Genomic DNA, 21,422 nt, shown 5'->3' with positions numbered 1-21,422 from the left:
CTGGTGCTTCACTACCTATATAACTATCATGAGTGGTCAATGCAAAGCATTCAATAATGCTCTATAGCAAATTCACTTTAGAACCGACACAGTTCGACTGGGAATAAATTTGTCATAGCCTCTGTGATAGCAGCAAGCCAGAAAAATTTATACCAGTAGCTCCTAACTATTAACATATCGATATTTTGAACCAACTATATAAGCTTCCTGCCATCCATTCTACACTTATAGTCCGCAAATTCTGCTTGGGGACCTTGCTCCTGCGCCTGCTAGTCGATGAGTTCGTTTAGCGAGTTAATCACTACCATCACACCTAAGTCTTCTTGATATCAGTCATCTAAAAAAAGCATCCTGTTGCAGGTTATTAGTAGCATTACCTTGAAAGGTAATTGCGCAGGCTTGTACTGTATGTGGGTTAGCTTTTGAAGGACTATTATTTAAAAAACAGTCATAACGGTAAGCCTATATTTTTATCATAGTAGCTATTATAACGAGCAACCTAGAAAACAATGTTCTAGGCTGGAATATAAAGTCATTTAATTTGAAATGTAAGGTAAGAATCAAATAATATTTAAACTTTTTTTAATTAAAAAATGGCTTGATTAAAAGTGACACTCCTATAGAAGAGGTAGCTTAATAAATATAGACTAGAGTGCGATTGATTTATGAATAATACTTAATACAAATAAGTACTGGGCAACCCATAATGATCTTATAGATATGTAAAAATTTCCCTGTTATATTAGGCTCATGAGTGCTTGAAGTACTCGCTCGTCTATACAAGGAAGCATAGAATGACAGGGATTGAGTTTTATACCAATGGTCATATCATCAGTGAAGCTGACAGCATGCGTCAAAAGCTCGGTACATTAGCGAAGCAGTATCGTGCGACGTCCGCTATTATCGTTACAGACGCTGGAATCACTCAGCTAGGCTATGTCGATATTGCTCAGCAATCATTAGAGGAAGCTGGTGTTAATGTTGTTGTATTCGATAGTGTCGTAGCTGATCCACCTATTGAAATCGTCAATGACGCTATTAAAATTGCCAGAGACAACAGCTGTGACTTGGTTATCGGCTTAGGCGGTGGCAGCTCTATCGATACTGCAAAAATCGTCGCATTACATCCAAACGAATTTGAATCGGTAAACGACATTTTAGATAAAGATGTTAGTGGCTTTAACAAACTACCTTTGTTTGCCATACCGACCACCGCTGGTACAGGTGCAGAAGCCACCTTTGTCTCAGTCATCACAGCAAAAGATGGTAGCAAAAAAGCCATATACACGCCCAAAATCCTGCCTGATGTCGCCATTTTAGATGCGACACTTACTCTTAAGCTACCTCGACATATCACTGCTGCAACCGCTTTAGATGCCATGGTGCACTGTGTTGAAGCGTACACGAGTCGTACTAAAAAGAATCCTATTTCAGATGCGTTGGCTGTCAAAGGCCTACAGATGCTATGGAATAATTTTGAGAAAGTATTAAACCAAGGCGATGATATCGACGCTCGCTCCAACATGCTATTAGGCTCAGCTTTGGCTGGTATAGCTTTCGTGAATTCTTCGGTAGCTGCAGTACACGGGCTTTCCTATCCACTTAGTATCAACTTTCATATCCCGCATGGACATGCCAATGCACTCGTCATGTGCGGTGTCTTTACCTTTAACTTATCAGCAGCAGCCCCCCTTTATGCAGAGCTAGCTCATGCCGTTATGCCCTCTCAGACCTTAGGTATGACAGACTTAGAGGCAGCAAGCTTGTTTATCAAACAATTAAAAATATTTTTAGAGACGAGTGGTCTTAAATATCGCTTAAACGAATTAGATATAACAGACCAAGACATCCCCGCCTTAGCAGACATTGTTATAAATACTTATGCTAGGCTAATCGCGACTAACCCTAAAGATATGACGTTAAATGAGGTGACAGCAATATATGAAGAGATACTCTAAAAAAGAGACTCGCATTATTTAAAACAGTGTTATTTATCAAGGAAGATATCCACTACTAAAGGGAAATAATTATGTCAGAATACAAATTAAACGTGGTCGTCGATGGCTTTCATTACTTAGAAGGTCCTCGCTGGTATAAAGACGCCTTATGGTTTGTCGACTTTTATACCAAAGGCGTTTACCGTGTGGGTGATCAAGGCGTCGCAGAAAAAATTGTCCATATTGAGCAACAGCCCTCTGGTTTGGGCTGGCTACCTGACGGGCGTATGCTGGTCGTTTCAATGAAAGATCGGAAAATCTTACGTTTAGAAAATGATGGCGAGTTGGTCGTACATGCTGATATCTGGAATCACTGTGATGGACATGCTAATGACATGGTCGTTGCCCCTAAGGGCAATGCTTATGTCGGTAATTTTGGCTTTGATTTGATGGGTGGCGCTGATCATAACCATGCGGCTCTTATATTGGTGAAACCTGATGGCCACTCACAGATTGTGGCAGAAGGCTTAGCTTTTCCAAACGGTATGGTCATTTCTGCTGACCAAAAGACGTTGATCGTTAATGAGCTATTTGGCAATAAAATATCACAGTTCGATATTAAAGAAGATGGGACTTTGGGAGAGAAGCGTGACTTTGCAAGCTTCGGAGAATTAGGGGATGAGCCGAATGTAGGCGCGCGCATAGAAAACGCCAGTATCTTACCTGATGGTCTCGCATTAGATAGCGAGGGCGCTGTTTGGATTGCAGATACCTTGAACCAGCGGGCTGTTCGTATTCAAGAAGGCGGGGAAATTTTAGAAGTTGTAGATACCGCACCTGATGGTATTTTTGCAGTGGCTCTTGGTGGACAAGATGGTAAAACCTTGTTCATGTGTGCAGCACCTGATTGGGATGAAGCATCACGTACCGCTGAGACTAAAGGTCGCATGCTATCTACACAGGTTAAAGTTGGTCATGCTGGTACGCCATAGCTAACTTTTATCTGAAGGTGCTCAAAGATATCTTGATGAGTTAGCAGAACTGGGTTTGGAAGGCAGCGCAGTTTACGAGAAGGCCAAAGCAGCTAGCGTAGCTTGTATGGTCTAAAAAAAGCCCATATATTTTGATAGCTTATATAGTGAATATAAGCTTAAAGATTTGCTTATGGATTGCTATAACTATTATTATATAAATGAAGCATTTTGAAAACAAAAAGACAATAACCTAAATCGGAGTAAATAATGATTACCCATGTACCTGATGTGACTTTCAAAACCCGTGTCCGTGATGACTCTGTCGGAGGAGACAACCCATTCAAGTGGTATGACCTAACCACAGATGAGTTATTTGCCAATAAAAAAGTGGTTGTGTTCTCACTACCAGGTGCCTTTACACCCACTTGTTCGACCAGCCATCTACCGCGTTATGAAGAGCTTTACAATGAGTTTAAGTCGTTAGGTGTAGATGAAATCATTTGCATTTCTGTTAATGATGCCTTCGTCATGTACCAATGGGGCCTAAAGCAAAACCGTGAAAACGTTTTCTTGCTTCCTGATGGCAATGGTGAGTTTACTCGTAAAATGGGCATGCTGGTTGATAAGAGTAATCTTGGCTTTGGTATGCGCTCATGGCGTTATTCAATGTATGTCGACAATAAAGCAATCAAAAAAGTGTTTAAGGAATCTGATTTTGGCGACAACTGCCCAATAGACCCGTTTGAAGTATCAGATGCAGACACCATGTTAGCGTATTTGAAAAGTAATGCTTAATCACAATGCTTAAGCATATTGACGCTTGATTGGTATTTTCAGGCGTCGATAGAGGCTCAAGTACTGATATTCAAAAACTGTTGAACTGCGTAGTACTTAAATATAAGGGCTACGCAGTTTTTTTATGGTTTTTTACAAGAATTTCTATCGCTGAGCGGTGCTATTTTTTTGGGGAGGGAGGGGTGATTATAATTGTTAAAAATTCCAGTAACGCTAACAAATGCATTCTCCCTTTGAAAGCTAAATTCTTCCTTGTAATTTAACTTTATTAATTTCTCTACTGCTTGATGAATCCAATCTGAGTATCCAGACGATTAGATCATTAAGTCTCACTCTACAATTTTTTAGCATAGCTCCGTAAAAACTCAAAAGCATTTGACTAACTACGAAAAAAATTAGCTTTTAAATACTTTGATTGGGGCTTAGCTGAATATATCTATACAAGATCGAAGCATTAAAGAATTGCAGGGATAGATAAAACAGCAACGTAATAACCCATGAATTGACACCCAGTATTGAAGGAAAAGTGTTTTGATAAAAGTCCACCTAACAACCCAAGTGATATAACTGTAAATACCCCTATTAACCCTCCTTCCCATATACTGATTACTAGAATCAGGCCGATGAAGGTAGCGATAATCGCTTCATGGCTAATTTTTTTAACTACAAATAGAGCTGCATTTCTAGCGTAGTTCATGGAAAAGGGGTAGGCAATCATAGCGGCAAGTATTACAGACAATATTCCATAGAAAAGGAAATCCATAGGACTAAGTAAGTGATGCAGGTTATTGCCAGCCATCTCTGCAGTCTCAACATTAAAAACAGGAGGCGCATTGAATAAAGGGGCTGCTGGACCAGCAGCAACTGGACTAAGCGGTAAACCAAAAGCGATTAATGGAATTAGTGCTTCTGCAATATAAGTAGACTCAGTCACACCATTCTTAGAAGAAAGCACGGTAGTCAGTCGATGATATGTATTTTTAATACGCGACCCTACGAACTCTCCCAATATAACAGTCATAGCTACAGGGCTAAATACGAAAGTAGCACTAGATATCAATGAAGTTATCACTGTAAATTTAATCTGCGTCCTATCCAAAATTTTGAACGGATTAGGAAAATAACCCTGCCATAACTTCAAATCAGGTGCAATTTGAATCTCGTTTTCCTTTTCTCTAGATTGCGTTTTTCTTCCTATAGGACTCATAACTGTAAATAAGTCAGCTATTAAAGGACCAATAGCAATGGCTAAAAAGTAGGTGACACCAAGTTTAGTATCGTATTGTCCTGTAAAAGCCTTCAGAGCCAGGATAAAAGTTACAAAGGGGATTAATATAAGTACTGAGGCCCATTTACCTTTAGAGAAATAAGCAATTAATATAGCTGCTATTAAAAATATCCATGGCGCAAATTTAGTAATAATATCGCCAAACGGAGCTAGAATTAATGCAAAACCAACGGCTGCAACAACAGCAATAAAAGCAGATATTATCGAGCTTGAAATCATTTTTTTGAGGGCAATATGTGGTATGCCTAACTTTCTTAAGAGATCGGCTTCTTCCAACATTGGAGTCGCCATTGTGTCTCCAGGGATACCTAAGAGCGCCGTTGGTATTGCATGAGTCATATGTTTAGAAACAGCCCCTGCCATCCAAAAGGTAAAAACCGCAGCTGGTGGCGCACCAATTATTATCACCATTAACGTAAGCGGTACCATTGTTGCTGTTTCGTCTGTTCCAGAGACCATGCCAATTAACGAAAAAATAATAGCTCCAGCTACGCCGTACATAAGAGCCGGCCAAAACTGAATCAAAATTTCATGTAACATTACCTTCTTCCTTGAAGTCTGTATCAGTTATTAGTAATAAATATAAATATGCTTGAACTCTATCTTTAGCTAATTACTAAATTACTCTGACGTAAGTGCTTATCAGAAATAAAATCATTTATTCATCATGATTCTTTCTTCACAATTGCTTCAGCTTCCTGAAACACCGGCATCAGTTTTAATAAATCCAGCTCTTCTTTAACTTCAGAAGGTAGGTCATTTACACTAGTATAATTAGGATCATCTCTTATTAGGCCAACAATAAACTCTTTGATATTTTCGCTGTTATCCTCACTACTTGCTATTACTATTCTCGCAGGTTTAAACATCACTGAGCAAATAAAGCCTGATAGCAAGCAGCCTCCTAAACCAATTAGCATCGCATAACCATTTAGAAGAGTTGGGTCTCCAGATAGCGAAGACATATAAAACCTGGCTAATAAAAAAGTGCCTGTACTAACTACGCTACCTATCACTATAGCGAATAGCATTGACCTAAAATTAACCGTATCACCCCATACTTCTACTAAGTTGCTCTCTGAACTTTCCATATTCATGTTCATCCTTGTCACCATATAAAGTTTAGAGTGACTGTCTAGAAGCAAGCATTTAGCTTCGCACTTAAGTCTAGACTGAACTCTTCTTAATTTTCTACATACTGGTATTGCGTAAGCTTGCTAATATTTCCTCAGCCACGTCTATACGTATCTTACCGCCCTGGACTAGTAATTCAGTTACTTTATCGATTTCATCCGTAGTAGCTCCAGCCATCGCGACTATGTTTTTTGCATGTAGTGACATGTGACCTTTTTGAATACCTGTGGTTACTAATGCTTTCATTGCAGCAAAATTTTGGGCAAGGCCAACAGCACAGGTAATTCTAGCCAGTTCATCTGCAGACTCAATACTAAGAATCTCTAAGTTCTGCTGAGCCGTTGGATGTACTTTAGTAGCACCACCAATTAACCCTACTGCCATGGGTAGCTCTAAACTGCCGCATAAATTACCGTCTTTATCGACACTCCAACTAGATAAACTACGATATTGACCAGTCCTGCAAGCGTAAGCATGAGCACCTGCTTCTATCGCACGTGTATCATTGCCTGTAGCTAAGATAACAGCTGATATCCCATTCATGATGCCTTTGTTATGCGTAGCTGCTCGATATGGATCTGAATCTGCAAACCTAAATGCTGATAACATGGCATCTCTAACTTCCTCCCCTCCTATTTCATCGGTATTCCAAGTGGCTCTTGCCATAGATAAACGTTTATCTGCAAGGTTAGATAAAATCCTCATATTGGCTTTAGTACCTGTCAAGCTCTCTAACACTGGCGATAATGCTTCAACCATAGAGTTCACCGCATTTGCACCCATAGCATCGCAAGTATTTACAAGAATATGGACGATGACATTATACTCATGACCATTATCTAAGACTTTTACTTCCATACCTTTGAATCCACCTCCTAACTTAACTAACAGTGGATCTACTTCATTGCATATATTTTTAATCTTGCTCTCATTTTCAAGTATCACTTGCTTAGTAATCACAGGGTTAAGAACATTAATTAACTGAATCTGACCGATCATTATAGGTTCAGATGCATAAGTATAAAAACCTCCTGTATCTCGACATTGTTTAGCAGCATTACAAACAGCAGCAACAACTGAAGACTCTTCAGTTGCCATAGGAACAAGCTTATCTTTACCATCGACTATCATATTAGTGGCAATGCCCACAGGTATATTCATAGTCCCGATTGCATTCTCAACCATATTGTCGACAACTTTGAAGTTAGTATTGCCTGTATCTAGAAAGTGCTCTTGATTGAATGCACTTTTTCCTAAAAAATCAGATATTTTGTCGAGACGCTGCTTGTGTTGCAGCTTGTGAAAACCCGCAAGTCTTGAAGAAGAGGTTAAATTTTTCATAGGGATACGTCCTGTAAAATAATTCCATGAAGAAGGGTTTGATAGGCATTTGATATGCTTTCTGCACCAGACAAAAATTTAGATACGCACCAAAAATGCCTTGGTATAAATCTACCTAACTAAACCTTCAAGTTTCTCGTGGCAATGCCACTTTAGCTAGTTACTATAGAAATACCATGAGTTTAGTCTTACTCCTAGGGTACAGAAATGTTTTTTCACTCGAAACTGTACCCATTTTTATAGCTAGCTGTCGTCCTTGAGAATGAGAATTACGTTTTTTTCAAAAAAAATCGAATAAGGTTCTGGCTATTAATATTGCCTTAGTAGAATAGTTTTATGATATAAAATTAGACAATTTTGCACTATCGCTGAAGGCTATATTTGACTTTGATTTAGTCAGGAGGGTGATATAGAAAGACCTATTGAAACACAGATTAATTGCTAGAAATCTAGTAACGAAGCACCAATTTTATTCTCTATTAAATACCTCCTTCTCAAGAAATCTAACAGTGGTTTGATCTACATAAAACTTATTAATTCTTAATGCGAAGTAGCCGTTTTCTGCAGGAAAGAAAAGGTTTCCCGGAGCAATAAAAATATTATTACTCCTTGCCTGCTTAAGTACTTTTCTATCGTCCATTGGAATACGGAACCATAAGAAATGGCCTCCAGGGTTGTGAGGATAAAGCTCTAAGTCTTCGACTTTACTTAAGTCCTTTATCGAGTCAGCCGACTTCTCGTATGATAGAGTTTTGAATGTTTGTAAATGATTGTTTAAAGTACCGCTACTTATCAAGTGATTAAGAATATTCTCAATTATTGATGATGTATTAATAATCGTTATCATTTTTAAGCGTGTGAGTGACTTTATCAATTTCGTAGATGCGACTATAAAACCACATCCTAATGAGGCTGAGACTGTTTTCGAAAAGCTACTTAAATAAATTACAGGAGAATCTTCACCAAAAAGATAGCTGGCTGCATTATTCCTAATTAACAGAAACGGGTCATCTTCGACAATAAGGACATTATGCGCCATACATACTGACTTAATAGAGTTGATATTTTCTACTGTTAAATCTGTCCCTGTAGGATTGTGAGCAAAGGGCTGTAAGAAGAAAATCTTAGGATTACTCTTTTTAATGATCGTCTCTAAACTATTAACATCTATACCAAACTTAGTTCTTTTTATAGGAATCACATTAACTGGATTTAACTTAAGTTTACTAAATAAAGGGTAGTATCCAGGAGATTCCACTATTACGCTATCTCCTTCATTTAGAAAGTGCCTAATGATCAAATCTAGACTGTGATTAGTCCCATGCGTCATTAATAAATTCTGTGGCGCAACGCTAAGAGAGTGCTTTTTGAGTATTTCGACAATAAATCCTCGAAGCATGCTGTTCCCGGCTGGGTCACCATAGCCATAGTCAAAATATAATGGTTTTTCTCCATAATTTGGATGTCCTAAATAACTATCTAGATTAAGGTTATCCATATATTCTCTAGGGTATCTTCCTTCACCAGGTCGATGGTTATATTCATTGACTAATTGTTGTTCTAGTAAATCGACTCCATTGTAAAAATTAGTTAAATCTAACATAGTGCTATGAGTTTCTTTACTGGATAAATCTTCACTGACGTAAAACCCAGACTTAGGAAGCGCCTTGATCCAACTTTGTTCCAATAAAATATTATAAGCATTCACTATAGTATTTCTTGAAACCTGATATTTCTTTGACATAGCTCGAATTGAAGGTATTTTATCTCCAACCTTCTTTCTACCAGACTTAATGTCATCAATTACTAATAGACATATTTTTTCGAACTTCTTCAATTTTAAACTCCGTTTTTAATAGAGGGCTAATTAAATATCATAGCAAACCTTTATAAGCATATCGCTTAAACCTCCTAATAAGACCAATTAATCAGTTAATAGGCCACTCAGAATAGACTGCTATAATGGAACTACTTATATTAGACTACTAAGCTCCTCATATTTATCAAGGCCAATTATGAACACATACATACTCGACACTGAAACAACCGGACTTGTTGATCCACATATGACTGAGGCCGCCTACTCTATTGTTGATATCATTAATGGCAAGGTGACTGTATTACAAGCGCCAAGAGCGAAGCGTTTTAATCCGCTTAAAGAAATTAGCTTGGGCTCTATGGCGATATCGCACATCTGTGATGAGGATGTGGCGGATGAACAACCTCATACAGATTTTAGACTACCTAACAGTGTTGAGTACTTGATTGGTCACAATATCGATTTTGATATGGCCGTTCTTAAAAATGCTGGCGTTACTCATAGTCCTAATCTGATATGTACCAACGCAATAGCTAACTATCTTCTTCCTACACTTGAGAGCCATAAGCTAGTATCCCTGCTCTATCATTTCCACCGTGATATAGCACGTGCTCAAGCAAGAGATGCTCATGCTGCCATTGCTGATATTTACTTCACTGAGCTGGTGCTTGGTAGTTTGATTGATTTGGCAAATAGCCAAGGTCATGAGATAAGTGATGTAGAGAGCTTATATGAATTTAGTGAAATGGCGCGCGTACCCACGCATATGAGTTTTGGTAAGCATAAAGGTGAGGCTATTGCAGATTTAGCCACTAGTTCTGAGGGTGCTGGCTATCTGAAGTGGCTGGTTAAACAGGATACGGTTGATCCTTATTTGGCTGAAGCTTGTAAAAATGCTTTAGAGCAGTCTGCTTAAATATGTTTACCATCAAGCTAACGCTTTTATTATTCGTCCATTTTACCGACTTATAAGCTCAGTATAATAAAAGCGAAAACCACCGCATTATTTTGTCTGTTGCATCCCTTCATACAATTGACGCCGACGCTCTTGCGACGCTTGATAACGATGAGCTTTCGCCAGCTCAATTTCTTCATGAGTTTGGAACAGAACAGATGGCATTATAAATCCTTCATCCATATTGATCGTATCGACATACATTGCTTTGCCTGTGAGAATTGAGCGCAATACTTTATTGGCATCACTCTCAGGAATATTTTCAATCACAACAATGCATCTATCAACCTCTGCCAACTGTAGCTTAATCATCATTTGGGCATCGTAATAAGATTTAGAATAACCATTACTCACTGCCAGACACCATAATGCTACTAATACTTCAGGGCTGGCGACAAGTATATCAGCCACACCAAACATCTCTTTAGGTATGAGCTGACTAAATGCAAGACCTTTAGGGGCGCTTTGGAATGAAAGTTCAAGAGGATATTTTTTGGTCTCATCACTATCATCTTTGACAGCAATGATGAGCTGTTGGTAGGCATTCCGTATAAAATCAATCTCATGTTCTTTAAGGACGCTTTCAAGTTTACAGCAGTCACTTTCAAAGATCATGAAATTAATATTAGTGGTCGCACGAGGAGGTGCATACTCTGAATATGCAACTGTGCCAATAATCACATATTGAATGTTTTCTTCTGACAAAACATAGATGAGTTGTTTAAATAAATTTTGGAATTTATTCATTCGGTCATCTGATTCGAACAACCTTAAAATTTTTATTGACTCACTCATATCTACCCGCCAATTTTTATATCAGTTATTGTCAGTTGTTACTCATCGTCTTGCACAACTTTTAGTATGATTATCCTTTTTTCTGATCATCACATTAAACCATGTCTCTTTAAAGTCGGCTCTTTTATCGGCCGATAACCAAATACCATATTCAATCACTTGCAGTAGTTTAGAGAAAATGGTTCTCCAGCGTGCTTCATGTCACAAAAGAAACGCTCCTCATCTACTCGCTCTTTTTCTCAATGTTTAAATGACAAGTACATCACGCCTTCGTCAGTCAAGGTATATAACAAGAGGCTGTCCTAGATAACTAGTTCAGTTCCTGTTTAATCCATTGTTTTAGCTGATGTAATTGACGTTTTGGATCACTGTAGTTAAAACACCACTCGCATTCCTTTAAAAACAGATGGAAATGCTCTTTTGGGATGCCATTATATTTACGCATATGTCGCTTTACTTTCTCTCTTATAATAGGGGTTAAAGTATCGTCTCTAGCATTATGCATGATACAGGCATAGACGCTATCTTTGCGCTTAAGCAGTCTAAAAAACAGTAGCTTTGTTACCAGCACCGCGACCCCGTTTGCCTTTCCGTCTGCCGCCAAAGTAGCTCTCATCAACATATTAGATGAGCCTACTTATTAAAACCTACTTAAAAAACACTGTTTCTTTATCAATAATCAAAAAATTAAGCCAAAAAAAGCACACAGCGAGGTCTCTCGTTGTGTGCTTTTTTTGGCTTAGTATTATAAGTTTTATACACTTTGGGTGAATGCTTGACGCACACCCGTTACTCATCATTCACCTTACAAATCAGAGATGAGGAGGGATAAAGCAAAGCACTGCTTTGCTCCGACGCAAGAGAAAATCTAGAATTTTCTGTTCAGGCTATTGTAGCCAGCTGAACAGAATTTACGAAAATGTAAATTCTCTTGCACTCGGACGAAAAAGTGTTTCGTTATTTCCTCGTTCACCTTACAAATTAGAGAGCTTTTCAGACCCAAGAATGGTAAGGCATACCGTTTAGGTAATAAGTCTTAATCCCTTACAAATCAGGGAGCGTTTTAGACTGCACAATAATTATTATTATCAATTAAATCAATAACTTACAACCAAATATCAACCGACAAAAATTGATTTAAAAGTTGATATCTTTTTGAACAATTTTTCGACTGAAATCGGCTAAATAATAACCAGTTGTACGTCTGAAATTTCAAATAGTGACCATTATCTTCGACAGATAGCGTCTGAAACACCCTGACTTTCAGGGAATAACCGATTAAGGTTATCTGCTATATCGTAGTAGATGTTTTGTACAGGTGCAATATCTATCTGACACTATAGACAAGCTTGTGAATTTAAATGTCTCAGGCTACAGTCCGTATAATCACGCTCAGTCAGTACGGGCTAGATTATATTTATTAGGAGCAGTTATGAGCATATATTTGGTCAGTCGTCATCGAGGCGCGGTAGAGTGGATGCAATATATGGGACATCACTACGATCAGCATCTAACGCATCTTGATAATTATGACAATCTGTGCACAGAAGATATCGTCGTAGGATCATTACCAATCAATATCGTGGCGGACTTAGCTGAGTATGGTGTGAGCTATCGACATCTGAGCTTATATATTCCAGAGCATCTGCGAGGTATTGAGCTGACAGCAAATCAGCTGTCTAGTCTCGATGCGAAGCTTGAAGGATATGAGGTAAGACGCATAATTAAGACGCACTTGTAGTCGCTGCTTTTTGATAGCCACTCTCAAATCAAAAAAGCCACTTATTATATAGGTGGCTTTCTTAATTGAATAAAAACTGAGTTATTCTCTAATTTTTAACGCCTGCGTGAGCATAGCTCTTGCCTTGCGCTTCGGGCAAGTGTCTCCCAGACACTTGCTATTCCTCGCTCATCCTTACGAATCAGAGATGAGGAGGGATTAATTACAGCACTGCTTTGCCCCGACGCAAGAGAAAATCTATGATTTTCTGTTCAGAGCATTGTAGCCAACAGGACAGAATTTACGAAAATGTAAATTTTCTTGCACTCGGACGAAACAGTGTTTCGTTACTTTCTCGTTCACCTTAAGAATCAGGGAGCGTTTCAGACAAAAAGCCAGACGCCTACGGAAACATGTACATGTCTTAATCCCTTACAAATCAGGGAGCAGTTCAGACGTCAACCTACAGGTAGATGAGATTGGTGCAAAGTCTTAATCCCTTACAAATCAGGGAGCAGTTCAGACTCATGGACCTTCAGGCTATCATAGATGACTATGAGTCTTAATCCCTTACAAATCAGGGAGCAGTTCAGACAGATAGCTACGAGTCAGAGCTCATTGAGTTCAGTCTTAATCCCTTACAAATCAGGGAGCAGTTCAGACTGTACGTGCAGACGGCTTTCTTAATATCAAGATGTCTTAATCCCTTACAAATCAGGGAGCAGTTCAGACTTCGACCAATGCTTCATTGAGTTCTTCAGTAAAGTCTTAATCCCTTACAAATCAGGGAGCAGTTCAGACAACCGAACATGCTTTGTTAGAGTTGGCTCGTAGTCTTAATCCCTTACAAATCAGGGAGCAGTTCAGACGTCCACTACTGCCATCTTAGAACCCAAACTGTATAGTCTTAATCCCTTACAAATCAGGGAGCAGTTCAGACTGAAGAGAAAGCGTTTGATGAATCATTCTGGAAGTCTTAATCCCTTACAAATCAGGGAGCAGTTCAGACAGCTTGTCAAGCAGATGAGCATTTCGCTCAAGCGTCTTAATCCCTTACAAATCAGGGAGCAGTTCAGACTAACCGCCTTTAGTAATCCAGCACGCATGAATGTCTTAATCCCTTACAAATCAGGGAGCAGTTCAGACTCACTCAAGCTGAGATTGATCAGTTAAACAAAGAGTCTTAATCCCTTACAAATCAGGGAGCAGTTCAGACCTTGGAAAGATGTGGCACCACGTGCACCGGTGGGTCTTAATCCCTTACAAATCAGGGAGCAGTTCAGACATTCTCTAAACCATTACGCTCACCAGATACCTTAGTCTTAATCCCTTACAAATCAGGGAACAGTTCAGACGTTAGAATATCTGGATAACCTACACAGTGTGGTGTCTTAATCCCTTACAAATCAGGGAGCAGTTCAGACTTTGCACGGCAGCGTCGCTCAGCATGACCAGACCGTCTTAATCCCTTACAAATCAGGGAGCAGTTCAGACTATCACTCAAGCAGATATCAATAAGCTTAATGAGTCTTAATCCCTTACAAATCAGGGAGCAGTTCAGACATTACAATATCTACAACTACAATATGGAGAGTTGTCTTAATCCCTTACAAATCAGGGAGCAGTTCAGACTGTACACCAATATTTATTATCAATAAAAACAACAACTTACATTGAGAATATTGGTCGATAAAAGTTGGCTTAAAAGTTGGTGCTTTTTTGACCAACTTTTTACAGCAAATTGTACACATAATAATCAATTTTGCCTAAACTGTTAAATGAACTTACCAAGATGACACTGAATAAAGTCTGAACCGTACCCTAATTATCTGGGAGTAATCGTTTAAGATTACGTTCTATATGGTAGTAGATGTTGCTTAGCAGTGCAATAGGCTTTTATCTGTCTGGGGCAATTACTATATACATCGCTATAGTTACTATAGCCAAGCTTATTATTTTAGCGGATGTTTAATCATTAGGTTAATATTTCACGATTATAGTTGTCTAATTTTTGCTGTAGATTTGATATAGTCTTAAACCTTTAGTTGTCTTTGACATCTCACTTGTATTTGGATTTATACATGCACTTTTATCCTGCGTCATGGTCAGCCACTCTCAACCACCCTCACCTAAAGACCATTCATCTGACGGTGCGCCAAGATGAGCCACTAAAGATGCCTGAACATCCAGGCTCTATGTTGCGTGGTGCCTTTGGAACAGCATTGCGCTCATTGACTTGTATCACTGATATGCCAGAGTGTAAAAAATGTCCATTAAAACACCAGTGTAAATTCCCGCGTATCTTTGAGATGCCCGCATTGCAGTCATCTAGCGTTCAGGCAGTGAATCCTTATGTTATACATATCCCTATAAGCCAAGTCTCTAACCCTTGTGCCGAGCAGCCTCACTATACCCCTCACTCTCATACGACTCATAAGACGTCGAGACCAACACAGCAAGCCACTACTTATAACAAAGGCGATGTCTGGCAATTTGGAATGACACTCATGGGGGCAGCGATTGCTGAAACTCAGTTGATTATCGATGCTTGGAAGCTGGCTTTAGAAACAGGGCTTGGCACTCACGCGCCTTATCGACGCGCGACCCTCGTACAAGCGAGCTGTGAAGGCGATACGCTCTACTCTTTGCAGCGCCTGCCATCGAACAGCGAAAACAACACAACAATTTTAGATAAAAACCTCTTATCTGGTGCGGTGCATGTTGCAAAAAAAACAAAAGCAACAGATGCAGACTGTCAGCTAACCATGCAGTTTTTGACACCGTTTCGCTATCAGCAGAATAACCGAATCGTCTCCCACCCAGACCATCTAGATAGCATCACCTTTATCGCCTCGCTCTATAATCGTATTCGGTTATGTCAGGACAACCATAATCCTAATCAGGCATGGGACATTGGCTACGATTCTTATCATCATTTTAAAGAAGACATTGAATCATTAACCATAGCAGTAGATGTTGCTGCCAATCATGTGCCCCGTCGCTCTAATCGTCAGCAGCGAAAGATGCAACTATATGGCCTACAAGGAGATATACATCTATCGGGTGATGCTCACACGATAGCTCGTCTGATGCCCGCATTACGACTGGGAGAAAAGCTCCATATCGGCAAAAACACCACGATGGGCTTAGGTCAATATCAGCTTATATTAATGCCAACAGTCAGTTAAATCTATCATACACAAGCTTAATGCATGACAAGCTTGTGCTTTTAAACCTAGTACACCCATCTGATGTCTAATAGCGCCAACACAACGGCCTAGAGGACATTACGATGATAGCTACTACAGCATGCGCTACAAAACTAACCGTAACGTCTTCAAATGACGCAGCCAAGCAACTGAGCCTTATCAGTGCTCAGTTGAGTCAGCATTTTTCTAACGATAGCGCATGCGGCGCCATTGATACTTCTAATAAGTCATCCCTGACCCAACTGGCCAGCCTACTTAGCCAACACTGTCATCTTGCCAGCATGACTAGCCTGCTATCTTCTCTAATACAATCACCAGAGCTCCTTGCAAAAATTGCGGCGCGCTCTTACTGGCATGGCAATGGTTTTTTAAAAGTCGTTCTGCTCGACCAAGGTTATAAGCTGCGTTTGCATATCTGGTTTGCCGGCACCTCATGTGAAGAAAACATCCATAGTCATCGCTGGGGCTTTGCTTCACACGTACTCACAGGCTCACTTAAAAGCGAGCTATGGGCAGATGCTGCAAACGATGATTTATCGGTATCTCACTGTGCTTCAAACACACATTCAACCAATAGCCAAGCTCTAACGTTACAGACTAAAGAGTACATCTATACCGCAAAACACCAAAGCGGTCATACCCCTGTTTCAGCCCATAAAAAATACATTGGTACCACTCGCCTAAAAAAGCTGCAGGACATCACACAAACAGCTGGCGCCAGCTATCTCATGACGCCTGATCAATTACATCGCATCAATCACCCTGGGCAGGAGTTGGTCGCCACTATCATCTGTACAGCCCCAACTCAGGTCTTGACCAATCGCTTATTCCCAACCCTTGCTGATCCTAATCTGCAGCCTGCAAACCTGTCCGCTGAAGATCTAAAGCATGCGTTGACTCGCTATCTAAACCATGGCCGCCTTGCCGCATAACAACAAAATCATAAGAACTCGCTAACCTGCAATCTAATGATTGCCACCAGATATAACCAACCATCATCGATAGATGACTATATTGATTAAACCCTTCTTCATTACTGCAACACTCTAATACCTCAATAACAAAGAGAGAAGTTATGACCGACCTGACTCGCACGATGTCTATAGATAATGCACTAATAAAAGCATTGCATTATACCGATCAAATCAAGCCTGCATCACAGGTTACTTTTGATTTGGCGCAACAAGAGCAAAACCTATATCGCTTACGCCAACGGCTACTCGACACATTAAATACTTTATCTCCAGAGCAAGCTTATTTGACGTTGTACGATTGTCTGTTTCGTCATGTCAGTATCGCTCTGCTTACCCAAGGGTATCAGCTCACTGCGCGACAACCACATCAGACGTTACGCCGTATCGTCAGACAAAGTGCTCCTGATACCCAAGTGCAGCAAATGATTGCTCATCGGCATGCGATCAAAAAAACTGCAGGCTCACTTGATTGTGAAAAATCCATTGCCACCTTGACCAAGCTACTTAACGACTATGACATTCGGGATGCACAAGCTTGCCAAACACTATGCCTGTTACCCATACAAAGTATAGTGCGCTCATCGGTATCCAGTTGATGCAACTAGTAGCCATAAAGCCTTACCAAAAGTAATTTTAAAAATAGCGCATAGGAGCGATATATGACCCAATTGACCACGATTTATATGACAGAAACTGGTTTTGATAACCTAAAGGCATTGCTGGCTCGCAAAAAACAAGAGTATGCGGATGTGCGTGATCATCGACAAGTCGCTTTTGAGATGTCTGGTGACGGCTGGCACGATAATCCTGAGTTTAACCGCCAGCAACAGCTAGAGGCTAACCTAAACCATACTGTAAAAGAGTTAACCGAAAGGTTGCAGCACGCTCGTCCAGTCAATATTGATCCTAGTAATCGTCCTACTAACCACGTTGCCATTGGCTCTTTGGTCAGTATCACACGTTGGAATCTGAATAACGATATCAACGATAAGGGCTTAGTGGAAACTTGGGAAATTGTTGGTTTTGACGAAACTGATATTAAAGCAGCAAAGATTGGCTACAACGCACCCTTGGCAAAGTCAATCATCGGACTGCAGGTAGGAGATGTGTCAGAGCAACTCGTGCTTGGTACTCAAGCTTGGGAGATAGAGGTTACTGCTATCCACTCTGGCTCATAACAGAGCCTATAAGCATAGTTCAGTAAATGACAGTGGCTATCAACTTATTGAAAAATACTAAGGGTGAGCATGTATATTGCAATCGAAGGCATAAAAGGCACTGGTAAAAGCACGTTGCTAAAAACGCTCACGCCCTACCTCAAGACATACTGTAACTCAAACCAACAGTGTCTTGCTATATTGCAGCCCACTAAGCCTATTCCTCAGGGCAGTTATCTAGAACATGGTTTTGCACAGCAGCAGAATAATGATACTTATATTAGGGCGCTATATGCTGAACGCTCTAACTATCATGCTGCACGCACTGACTGGAATTCCGATCTAATTATTAGTGATAGAAGCATACTAACAAGTTTAGCTGTCAGGTGGCATGACGCCATTCAGGACAATCTAAGCCCTAGTGAGCACTACCAGCAAGTGCGTAGCCGAGAGTGTCTAATAGCTATACCAGACATCGTCATTCAACTTGATACCCCAAATGCAACCTTATTAGAGCGCTATGCTCAAAGAAATCGCCAATACGGCCGGCATGAGGAAACCATAGCATCTGTCATAGCCATGAAGAACAATTATATTGGTTTATTCAACTGCCTGAATAGCACTCGGGCAACATACTTACTAGATAAGTCTATACATCTATATAGGTACGACACTGCGGTTGTCAGCGCCCAAACTATCTGTCAAGAGATTATGGCTATGATAGAACAATATTTCGCTGAAAATAGTAGTGAATTTTTGTTAAAAATCAGTATAGTCTAATGCACTAATGAGTCCAACACCATGCTAAGCTATAATCTATAAGACATCCAAAAAATCAAAAGGTGCCTAATTGAAAACATTATTCGTAACCGCCACTGCCCAAACCGAAGCCAACTATTATCTTATCTGGCATTTGTTTAAAGAAAACAACACTGATATCAAGAAGATAGTCATCATTAGTACCGAGTTTACTCGTGCCAAAGGTTACGTAGACAACCTAACCAGTGTTTTGACCGCGCTACAAGTTGGCTCTGAAGTGTCGCCAGTAGCTATAGAGGAGCTACATCTCCAAAGCGGTATTGAAGAAAACAATGTAGAGGCCATAAAGGACGTGCTGCTACAGTGGATTGCTCATAACAAAGCGTCGCAAATTATCTTTAATATCACAGGCGGCACCAAGCTTATGAGTATTGCACAAGACCAAATCGCACAAATCAGTAGCCGTTATGACTGTGTCTATCAAAGTCGAGCCAATAACCAGTTGGTCTGGTATAACCGCCCTCCTAGTAAACAATGTTACGATTTAGTACTACCCGAAAACATTGAAGCTCGCCTCAAAGCGCGGGGTTACCAAGCTGTAAGCGCTGAAACCTCATTTTTAGACCTTCCTGCTCAGCAGTATCATTACATCAATCAAATTTATCAGTACATGAAGGCCGATTTTGATAAAGCGCAAAGCTTAGTGTTATTGCTTAATGCTTTGACTGCAGGCCTGATGAAACAGTCTGAGCATAGCTTCCCTCATACTGTCGCGGTGCAAGATAGCAACCTGCTTAAAAAATGTATTACTTGGATGAAACTATTGGCTCAAGCCCCTCAACCATACTTCAGTTATGACAGTGCAGCAGGCACTATCACTTGGGCAGACAAGCAAGCTGTCGAATTCGTCGGTGGAAAATGGTTCGAAGTGCTCACAGGGCTTTGGATTGTTCAGCACTATATCGCACAGCAGCAACAAGTCGATGTACAGATTGGCTTACAGTTCAAAAAGACCAGCGATGGTAATGAAGTCGATGTCGCCTATATCAATTCAGGATACCTACATCTATTTGAATGTAAGACTGTTAATTGGGATAGACAAGACAACCCTACTACTAAGGTCAATGCTGACTTACGTAAATTTGATTCTGTCGGACAGGTTGGTGGTCTTAATACGCATAAATACTTCATTAGCTTATTCGACATCTCTAATCAGTCACTCGCTGTGGCTGAAGATACCGGTATAAAAGTCATCATGGGTAAACAACTACTAGACTTTGGTCGTTACATCGCTTGATAAGTGTATTGCTAAATCTCACAAGCTTGTGAAAATGCCCCTAATATCATGAACAGAGTAAACTTTAAACCATCGAATTTATAGAGAGAAGCTCATGTCACGCAATATCTTATTTTTAGTTACTGGTATGACTCCACAAATCATTACTGAAACCATTTGGGCGCTTGCCTGTGATGAAAACAGCTCAGAAACGTGGTTGCCCGATGAAGTGCATGTATTAAGCACACAAGATGGACTCAACCAAATACGTAAGCGTTTATTTGAAGATGGCGTATTCGAGCAATTTAAGCGTGATTATCCAATCTTGGAAAAAGTCAAATTTGACCCTACTACGCATCTACATGTGATTACTGATCAAAACGGTAAACCATTGATGGATCTAAAAACGCCTGAAGACAATGAGAGATCAGCCGATATTATTTGCGAAAAGATAAAAGATTTTACGAGTATGGATGACACTAGTGTACATGTCTCTATAGCAGGAGGTCGCAAAACGATGGGCTTCTATGCAGGCTACGCTCTATCGCTATATGGACGTGCGCAAGACTCTCTGTCTCATGTATTAGTACAAGCAGAGTTCGAAAAAGCCGTAAATTTCTTTTACCCAACGCCAGAGGAAAGATTAGTATCTGACCGTGATGCGAAAGTAGTTGGTGACGCAAGGGATGCGCAGGTTTGGCTTGCCAAGATTCCATTTGTGAGAATGCGCGACGCAATTTTACCTAAACATCAGTTACGAAAAGAAGATAGCTTTAGCGAGGTAGTACAAAAAATTAATGAGTCATATGAAGATATTACCCTAGAGCTTAACAGTTTTAGTAGAAAAGCTATCGTCAATGGTAAATTTAACATAGATGACTTACCTCCACGAGAATGGGCACTACTAAACTGGTTTGCAGATAGATGCAAAGCAGGCAAAGGTGGCATTATCGCCCCTACCAAAAACATAAACGACAGAAATATTGATAGCCAGCAATTAGGTCATATCAGTCAACTGACTGAAGAGTACCTAGCTTATTACTCTGATCATAAGAATGAGGAAGATATAGACATCAGTGTTGATAAGAAGTTTTTTCAGGGAGCAAAATCTCGATTACAAACTGCTCTTAAAGAATCCTTAGGTATCGAGCTTGCTGCCAAACTCAATATCGACCAAGGCGCAGGGAAAGGCTCTCCCTTTCAACTTCGTATAGCCCCTGAATCAATCATTATAAATAGCATGTCTTAAAAAAAGCGTTGAATATAGCACAAGCTTGCGGTCTCAGTTT

General features: G+C 40.0%; 17 protein-coding genes, 1 pseudogene and 1 CRISPR repeat array. Of the genes and pseudogenes, 12 read left to right on the top strand and 6 right to left on the bottom strand.

Going from position 1 to position 21,422, the window contains the following annotated elements; genetic code table 11:
- Positions 1-794 precede the first annotated feature (794 nt).
- The 3 genes from FQ084_RS03475 (at position 795) to FQ084_RS03465 (ending at position 3,706) form a co-directional block, all read left to right on the top strand.
- The gene (locus tag FQ084_RS03475; RefSeq protein ID WP_149489226.1) at positions 795-1,958 is read left to right on the top strand and encodes an iron-containing alcohol dehydrogenase; all 1,164 of its coding nucleotides are present in this window, start codon (positions 795-797) and stop codon (positions 1,956-1,958) included.
- Between the two features lie 71 nt (positions 1,959-2,029).
- Positions 2,030-2,929, top strand: coding sequence for an SMP-30/gluconolactonase/LRE family protein (locus FQ084_RS03470; RefSeq protein WP_149489225.1), 900 nt, complete (start codon positions 2,030-2,032; stop codon positions 2,927-2,929).
- Positions 2,930-3,178: 249 nt separating this feature from the next.
- A complete protein-coding gene (locus FQ084_RS03465) occupies positions 3,179-3,706 on the top strand; it encodes a peroxiredoxin (protein ID WP_149489224.1) in 528 nt (175 codons plus the stop codon).
- A 454-nt stretch (positions 3,707-4,160) separates the two neighbouring features.
- Here the strand turns inward: FQ084_RS03465 and FQ084_RS03460 are convergent, their stop codons facing one another.
- The 4 genes from FQ084_RS03460 to FQ084_RS03445 form a co-directional block, all read right to left on the bottom strand.
- Complete coding sequence (locus tag FQ084_RS03460) at positions 4,161-5,534, bottom strand: tripartite tricarboxylate transporter permease (protein ID WP_149489223.1); 1,374 nt, start codon at positions 5,532-5,534, stop codon at positions 4,161-4,163.
- 125 nt (positions 5,535-5,659) lie between these two features.
- Entirely contained in the window at positions 5,660-6,091 is a 432-nt protein-coding gene (locus tag FQ084_RS03455; protein WP_149489222.1) for a hypothetical protein, read from the bottom strand.
- 94 nt (positions 6,092-6,185) lie between these two features.
- Positions 6,186-7,469, bottom strand: a complete 1,284-nt coding sequence (locus FQ084_RS03450; RefSeq protein WP_149489221.1) for a hydroxymethylglutaryl-CoA reductase, degradative — start codon at positions 7,467-7,469, stop codon at positions 6,186-6,188.
- A gap of 469 nt (positions 7,470-7,938) precedes the next feature.
- Positions 7,939-9,306, bottom strand: a complete 1,368-nt coding sequence (locus FQ084_RS03445; RefSeq protein WP_149489220.1) for a PLP-dependent aminotransferase family protein — start codon at positions 9,304-9,306, stop codon at positions 7,939-7,941.
- A 178-nt stretch (positions 9,307-9,484) separates the two neighbouring features.
- On the opposite strand from FQ084_RS03445, the gene FQ084_RS03440 reads away from it, so the two are divergent.
- A complete protein-coding gene (locus tag FQ084_RS03440; RefSeq protein WP_149489219.1) occupies positions 9,485-10,204 on the top strand; it encodes a 3'-5' exonuclease in 720 nt (239 codons plus the stop codon).
- An 87-nt stretch (positions 10,205-10,291) separates the two neighbouring features.
- Here FQ084_RS03440 and FQ084_RS03435 read toward each other — a convergent pair whose 3' ends face one another.
- On the bottom strand, positions 10,292-11,038 hold the full coding sequence (locus FQ084_RS03435) for a hypothetical protein (RefSeq protein ID WP_149489218.1): 747 nt from the start codon (positions 11,036-11,038) through the stop codon (positions 10,292-10,294).
- A 310-nt stretch (positions 11,039-11,348) separates the two neighbouring features.
- Positions 11,349-11,658 (bottom strand): annotated as a pseudogene (locus FQ084_RS03430) (IS1595 family transposase); the annotation flags it as partial.
- An 812-nt stretch (positions 11,659-12,470) separates the two neighbouring features.
- Between FQ084_RS03430 and csx16 the strand changes: the two are divergent.
- The 8 genes from csx16 to csm6 all read left to right on the top strand — a co-directional run bounded on the left by csx16 (position 12,471) and on the right by csm6 (position 21,382).
- A complete protein-coding gene (csx16, locus tag FQ084_RS03425) occupies positions 12,471-12,779 on the top strand; it encodes a CRISPR-associated protein Csx16 (protein WP_149489217.1) in 309 nt (102 codons plus the stop codon).
- Between the two features lie 400 nt (positions 12,780-13,179).
- Positions 13,180-14,390: a CRISPR direct-repeat array (repeat unit 36 nt; unit sequence GTCTTAATCCCTTACAAATCAGGGAGCAGTTCAGAC).
- A 449-nt stretch (positions 14,391-14,839) separates the two neighbouring features.
- Positions 14,840-15,946: a CRISPR system precrRNA processing endoribonuclease RAMP protein Cas6 gene (gene cas6, locus FQ084_RS03420; protein ID WP_149489216.1), complete on the top strand. Its 1,107-nt coding sequence runs from the start codon at positions 14,840-14,842 to the stop codon at positions 15,944-15,946.
- Positions 15,947-16,050: 104 nt separating this feature from the next.
- On the top strand, positions 16,051-16,899 hold the full coding sequence (locus tag FQ084_RS03415) for a hypothetical protein (protein WP_149489215.1): 849 nt from the start codon (positions 16,051-16,053) through the stop codon (positions 16,897-16,899).
- Between the two features lie 143 nt (positions 16,900-17,042).
- A complete protein-coding gene (locus tag FQ084_RS03410; protein ID WP_149489214.1) occupies positions 17,043-17,537 on the top strand; it encodes a hypothetical protein in 495 nt (164 codons plus the stop codon).
- Between the two features lie 63 nt (positions 17,538-17,600).
- Positions 17,601-18,119, top strand: coding sequence for a GreA/GreB family elongation factor (locus FQ084_RS03405; RefSeq protein ID WP_149489213.1), 519 nt, complete (start codon positions 17,601-17,603; stop codon positions 18,117-18,119).
- Between the two features lie 69 nt (positions 18,120-18,188).
- Complete coding sequence (locus FQ084_RS03400; protein ID WP_149489212.1) at positions 18,189-18,878, top strand: deoxynucleoside kinase; 690 nt, start codon at positions 18,189-18,191, stop codon at positions 18,876-18,878.
- 70 nt (positions 18,879-18,948) lie between these two features.
- Positions 18,949-20,154, top strand: coding sequence for a Card1-like endonuclease domain-containing protein (locus FQ084_RS03395; protein ID WP_149489211.1), 1,206 nt, complete (start codon positions 18,949-18,951; stop codon positions 20,152-20,154).
- A 94-nt stretch (positions 20,155-20,248) separates the two neighbouring features.
- Entirely contained in the window at positions 20,249-21,382 is a 1,134-nt protein-coding gene (gene csm6 / locus FQ084_RS03390) for a CRISPR-associated ring nuclease Csm6 (RefSeq protein WP_149489210.1), read from the top strand.
- Positions 21,383-21,422 lie beyond the last annotated feature (40 nt).

The organism is Psychrobacter sp. ANT_WB68, assembly GCF_008369115.1.
Classification (GTDB): domain Bacteria; phylum Pseudomonadota; class Gammaproteobacteria; order Pseudomonadales; family Moraxellaceae; genus Psychrobacter.
Note: the sequence above shows the minus strand (reverse complement) of the source record. Positions and strands in the feature narration are given on the sequence as shown.

Excerpts from the sequence above, each read along its gene's own strand:
- csx16 (WP_149489217.1), top strand. The coding sequence starts at position 12,471 with ATGAGCATATATTTGGTCAGTCGTCATCGAGGCGCGGTAGAGTGGATG.
- FQ084_RS03470 (WP_149489225.1), top strand. The coding sequence starts at position 2,030 with ATGTCAGAATACAAATTAAACGTGGTCGTCGATGGCTTTCATTACTTA.
- FQ084_RS03465 (WP_149489224.1), top strand. The coding sequence starts at position 3,179 with ATGATTACCCATGTACCTGATGTGACTTTCAAAACCCGTGTCCGTGAT.
- FQ084_RS03450 (WP_149489221.1), bottom strand. The coding sequence starts at position 7,469 with ATGAAAAATTTAACCTCTTCTTCAAGACTTGCGGGTTTTCACAAGCTG.
- FQ084_RS03415 (WP_149489215.1), top strand. The coding sequence starts at position 16,051 with ATGATAGCTACTACAGCATGCGCTACAAAACTAACCGTAACGTCTTCA.
- FQ084_RS03435 (WP_149489218.1), bottom strand. The coding sequence starts at position 11,038 with ATGAGTGAGTCAATAAAAATTTTAAGGTTGTTCGAATCAGATGACCGA.
- FQ084_RS03455 (WP_149489222.1), bottom strand. The coding sequence starts at position 6,091 with ATGAATATGGAAAGTTCAGAGAGCAACTTAGTAGAAGTATGGGGTGAT.
- FQ084_RS03440 (WP_149489219.1), top strand. The coding sequence starts at position 9,485 with ATGAACACATACATACTCGACACTGAAACAACCGGACTTGTTGATCCA.
- FQ084_RS03410 (WP_149489214.1), top strand. The coding sequence starts at position 17,043 with ATGACCGACCTGACTCGCACGATGTCTATAGATAATGCACTAATAAAA.
- FQ084_RS03460 (WP_149489223.1), bottom strand. The coding sequence starts at position 5,534 with ATGTTACATGAAATTTTGATTCAGTTTTGGCCGGCTCTTATGTACGGC.
- FQ084_RS03400 (WP_149489212.1), top strand. The coding sequence starts at position 18,189 with ATGTATATTGCAATCGAAGGCATAAAAGGCACTGGTAAAAGCACGTTG.
- FQ084_RS03475 (WP_149489226.1), top strand. The coding sequence starts at position 795 with ATGACAGGGATTGAGTTTTATACCAATGGTCATATCATCAGTGAAGCT.
- csm6 (WP_149489210.1), top strand. The coding sequence starts at position 20,249 with ATGTCACGCAATATCTTATTTTTAGTTACTGGTATGACTCCACAAATC.
- FQ084_RS03405 (WP_149489213.1), top strand. The coding sequence starts at position 17,601 with ATGACCCAATTGACCACGATTTATATGACAGAAACTGGTTTTGATAAC.
- cas6 (WP_149489216.1), top strand. The coding sequence starts at position 14,840 with ATGCACTTTTATCCTGCGTCATGGTCAGCCACTCTCAACCACCCTCAC.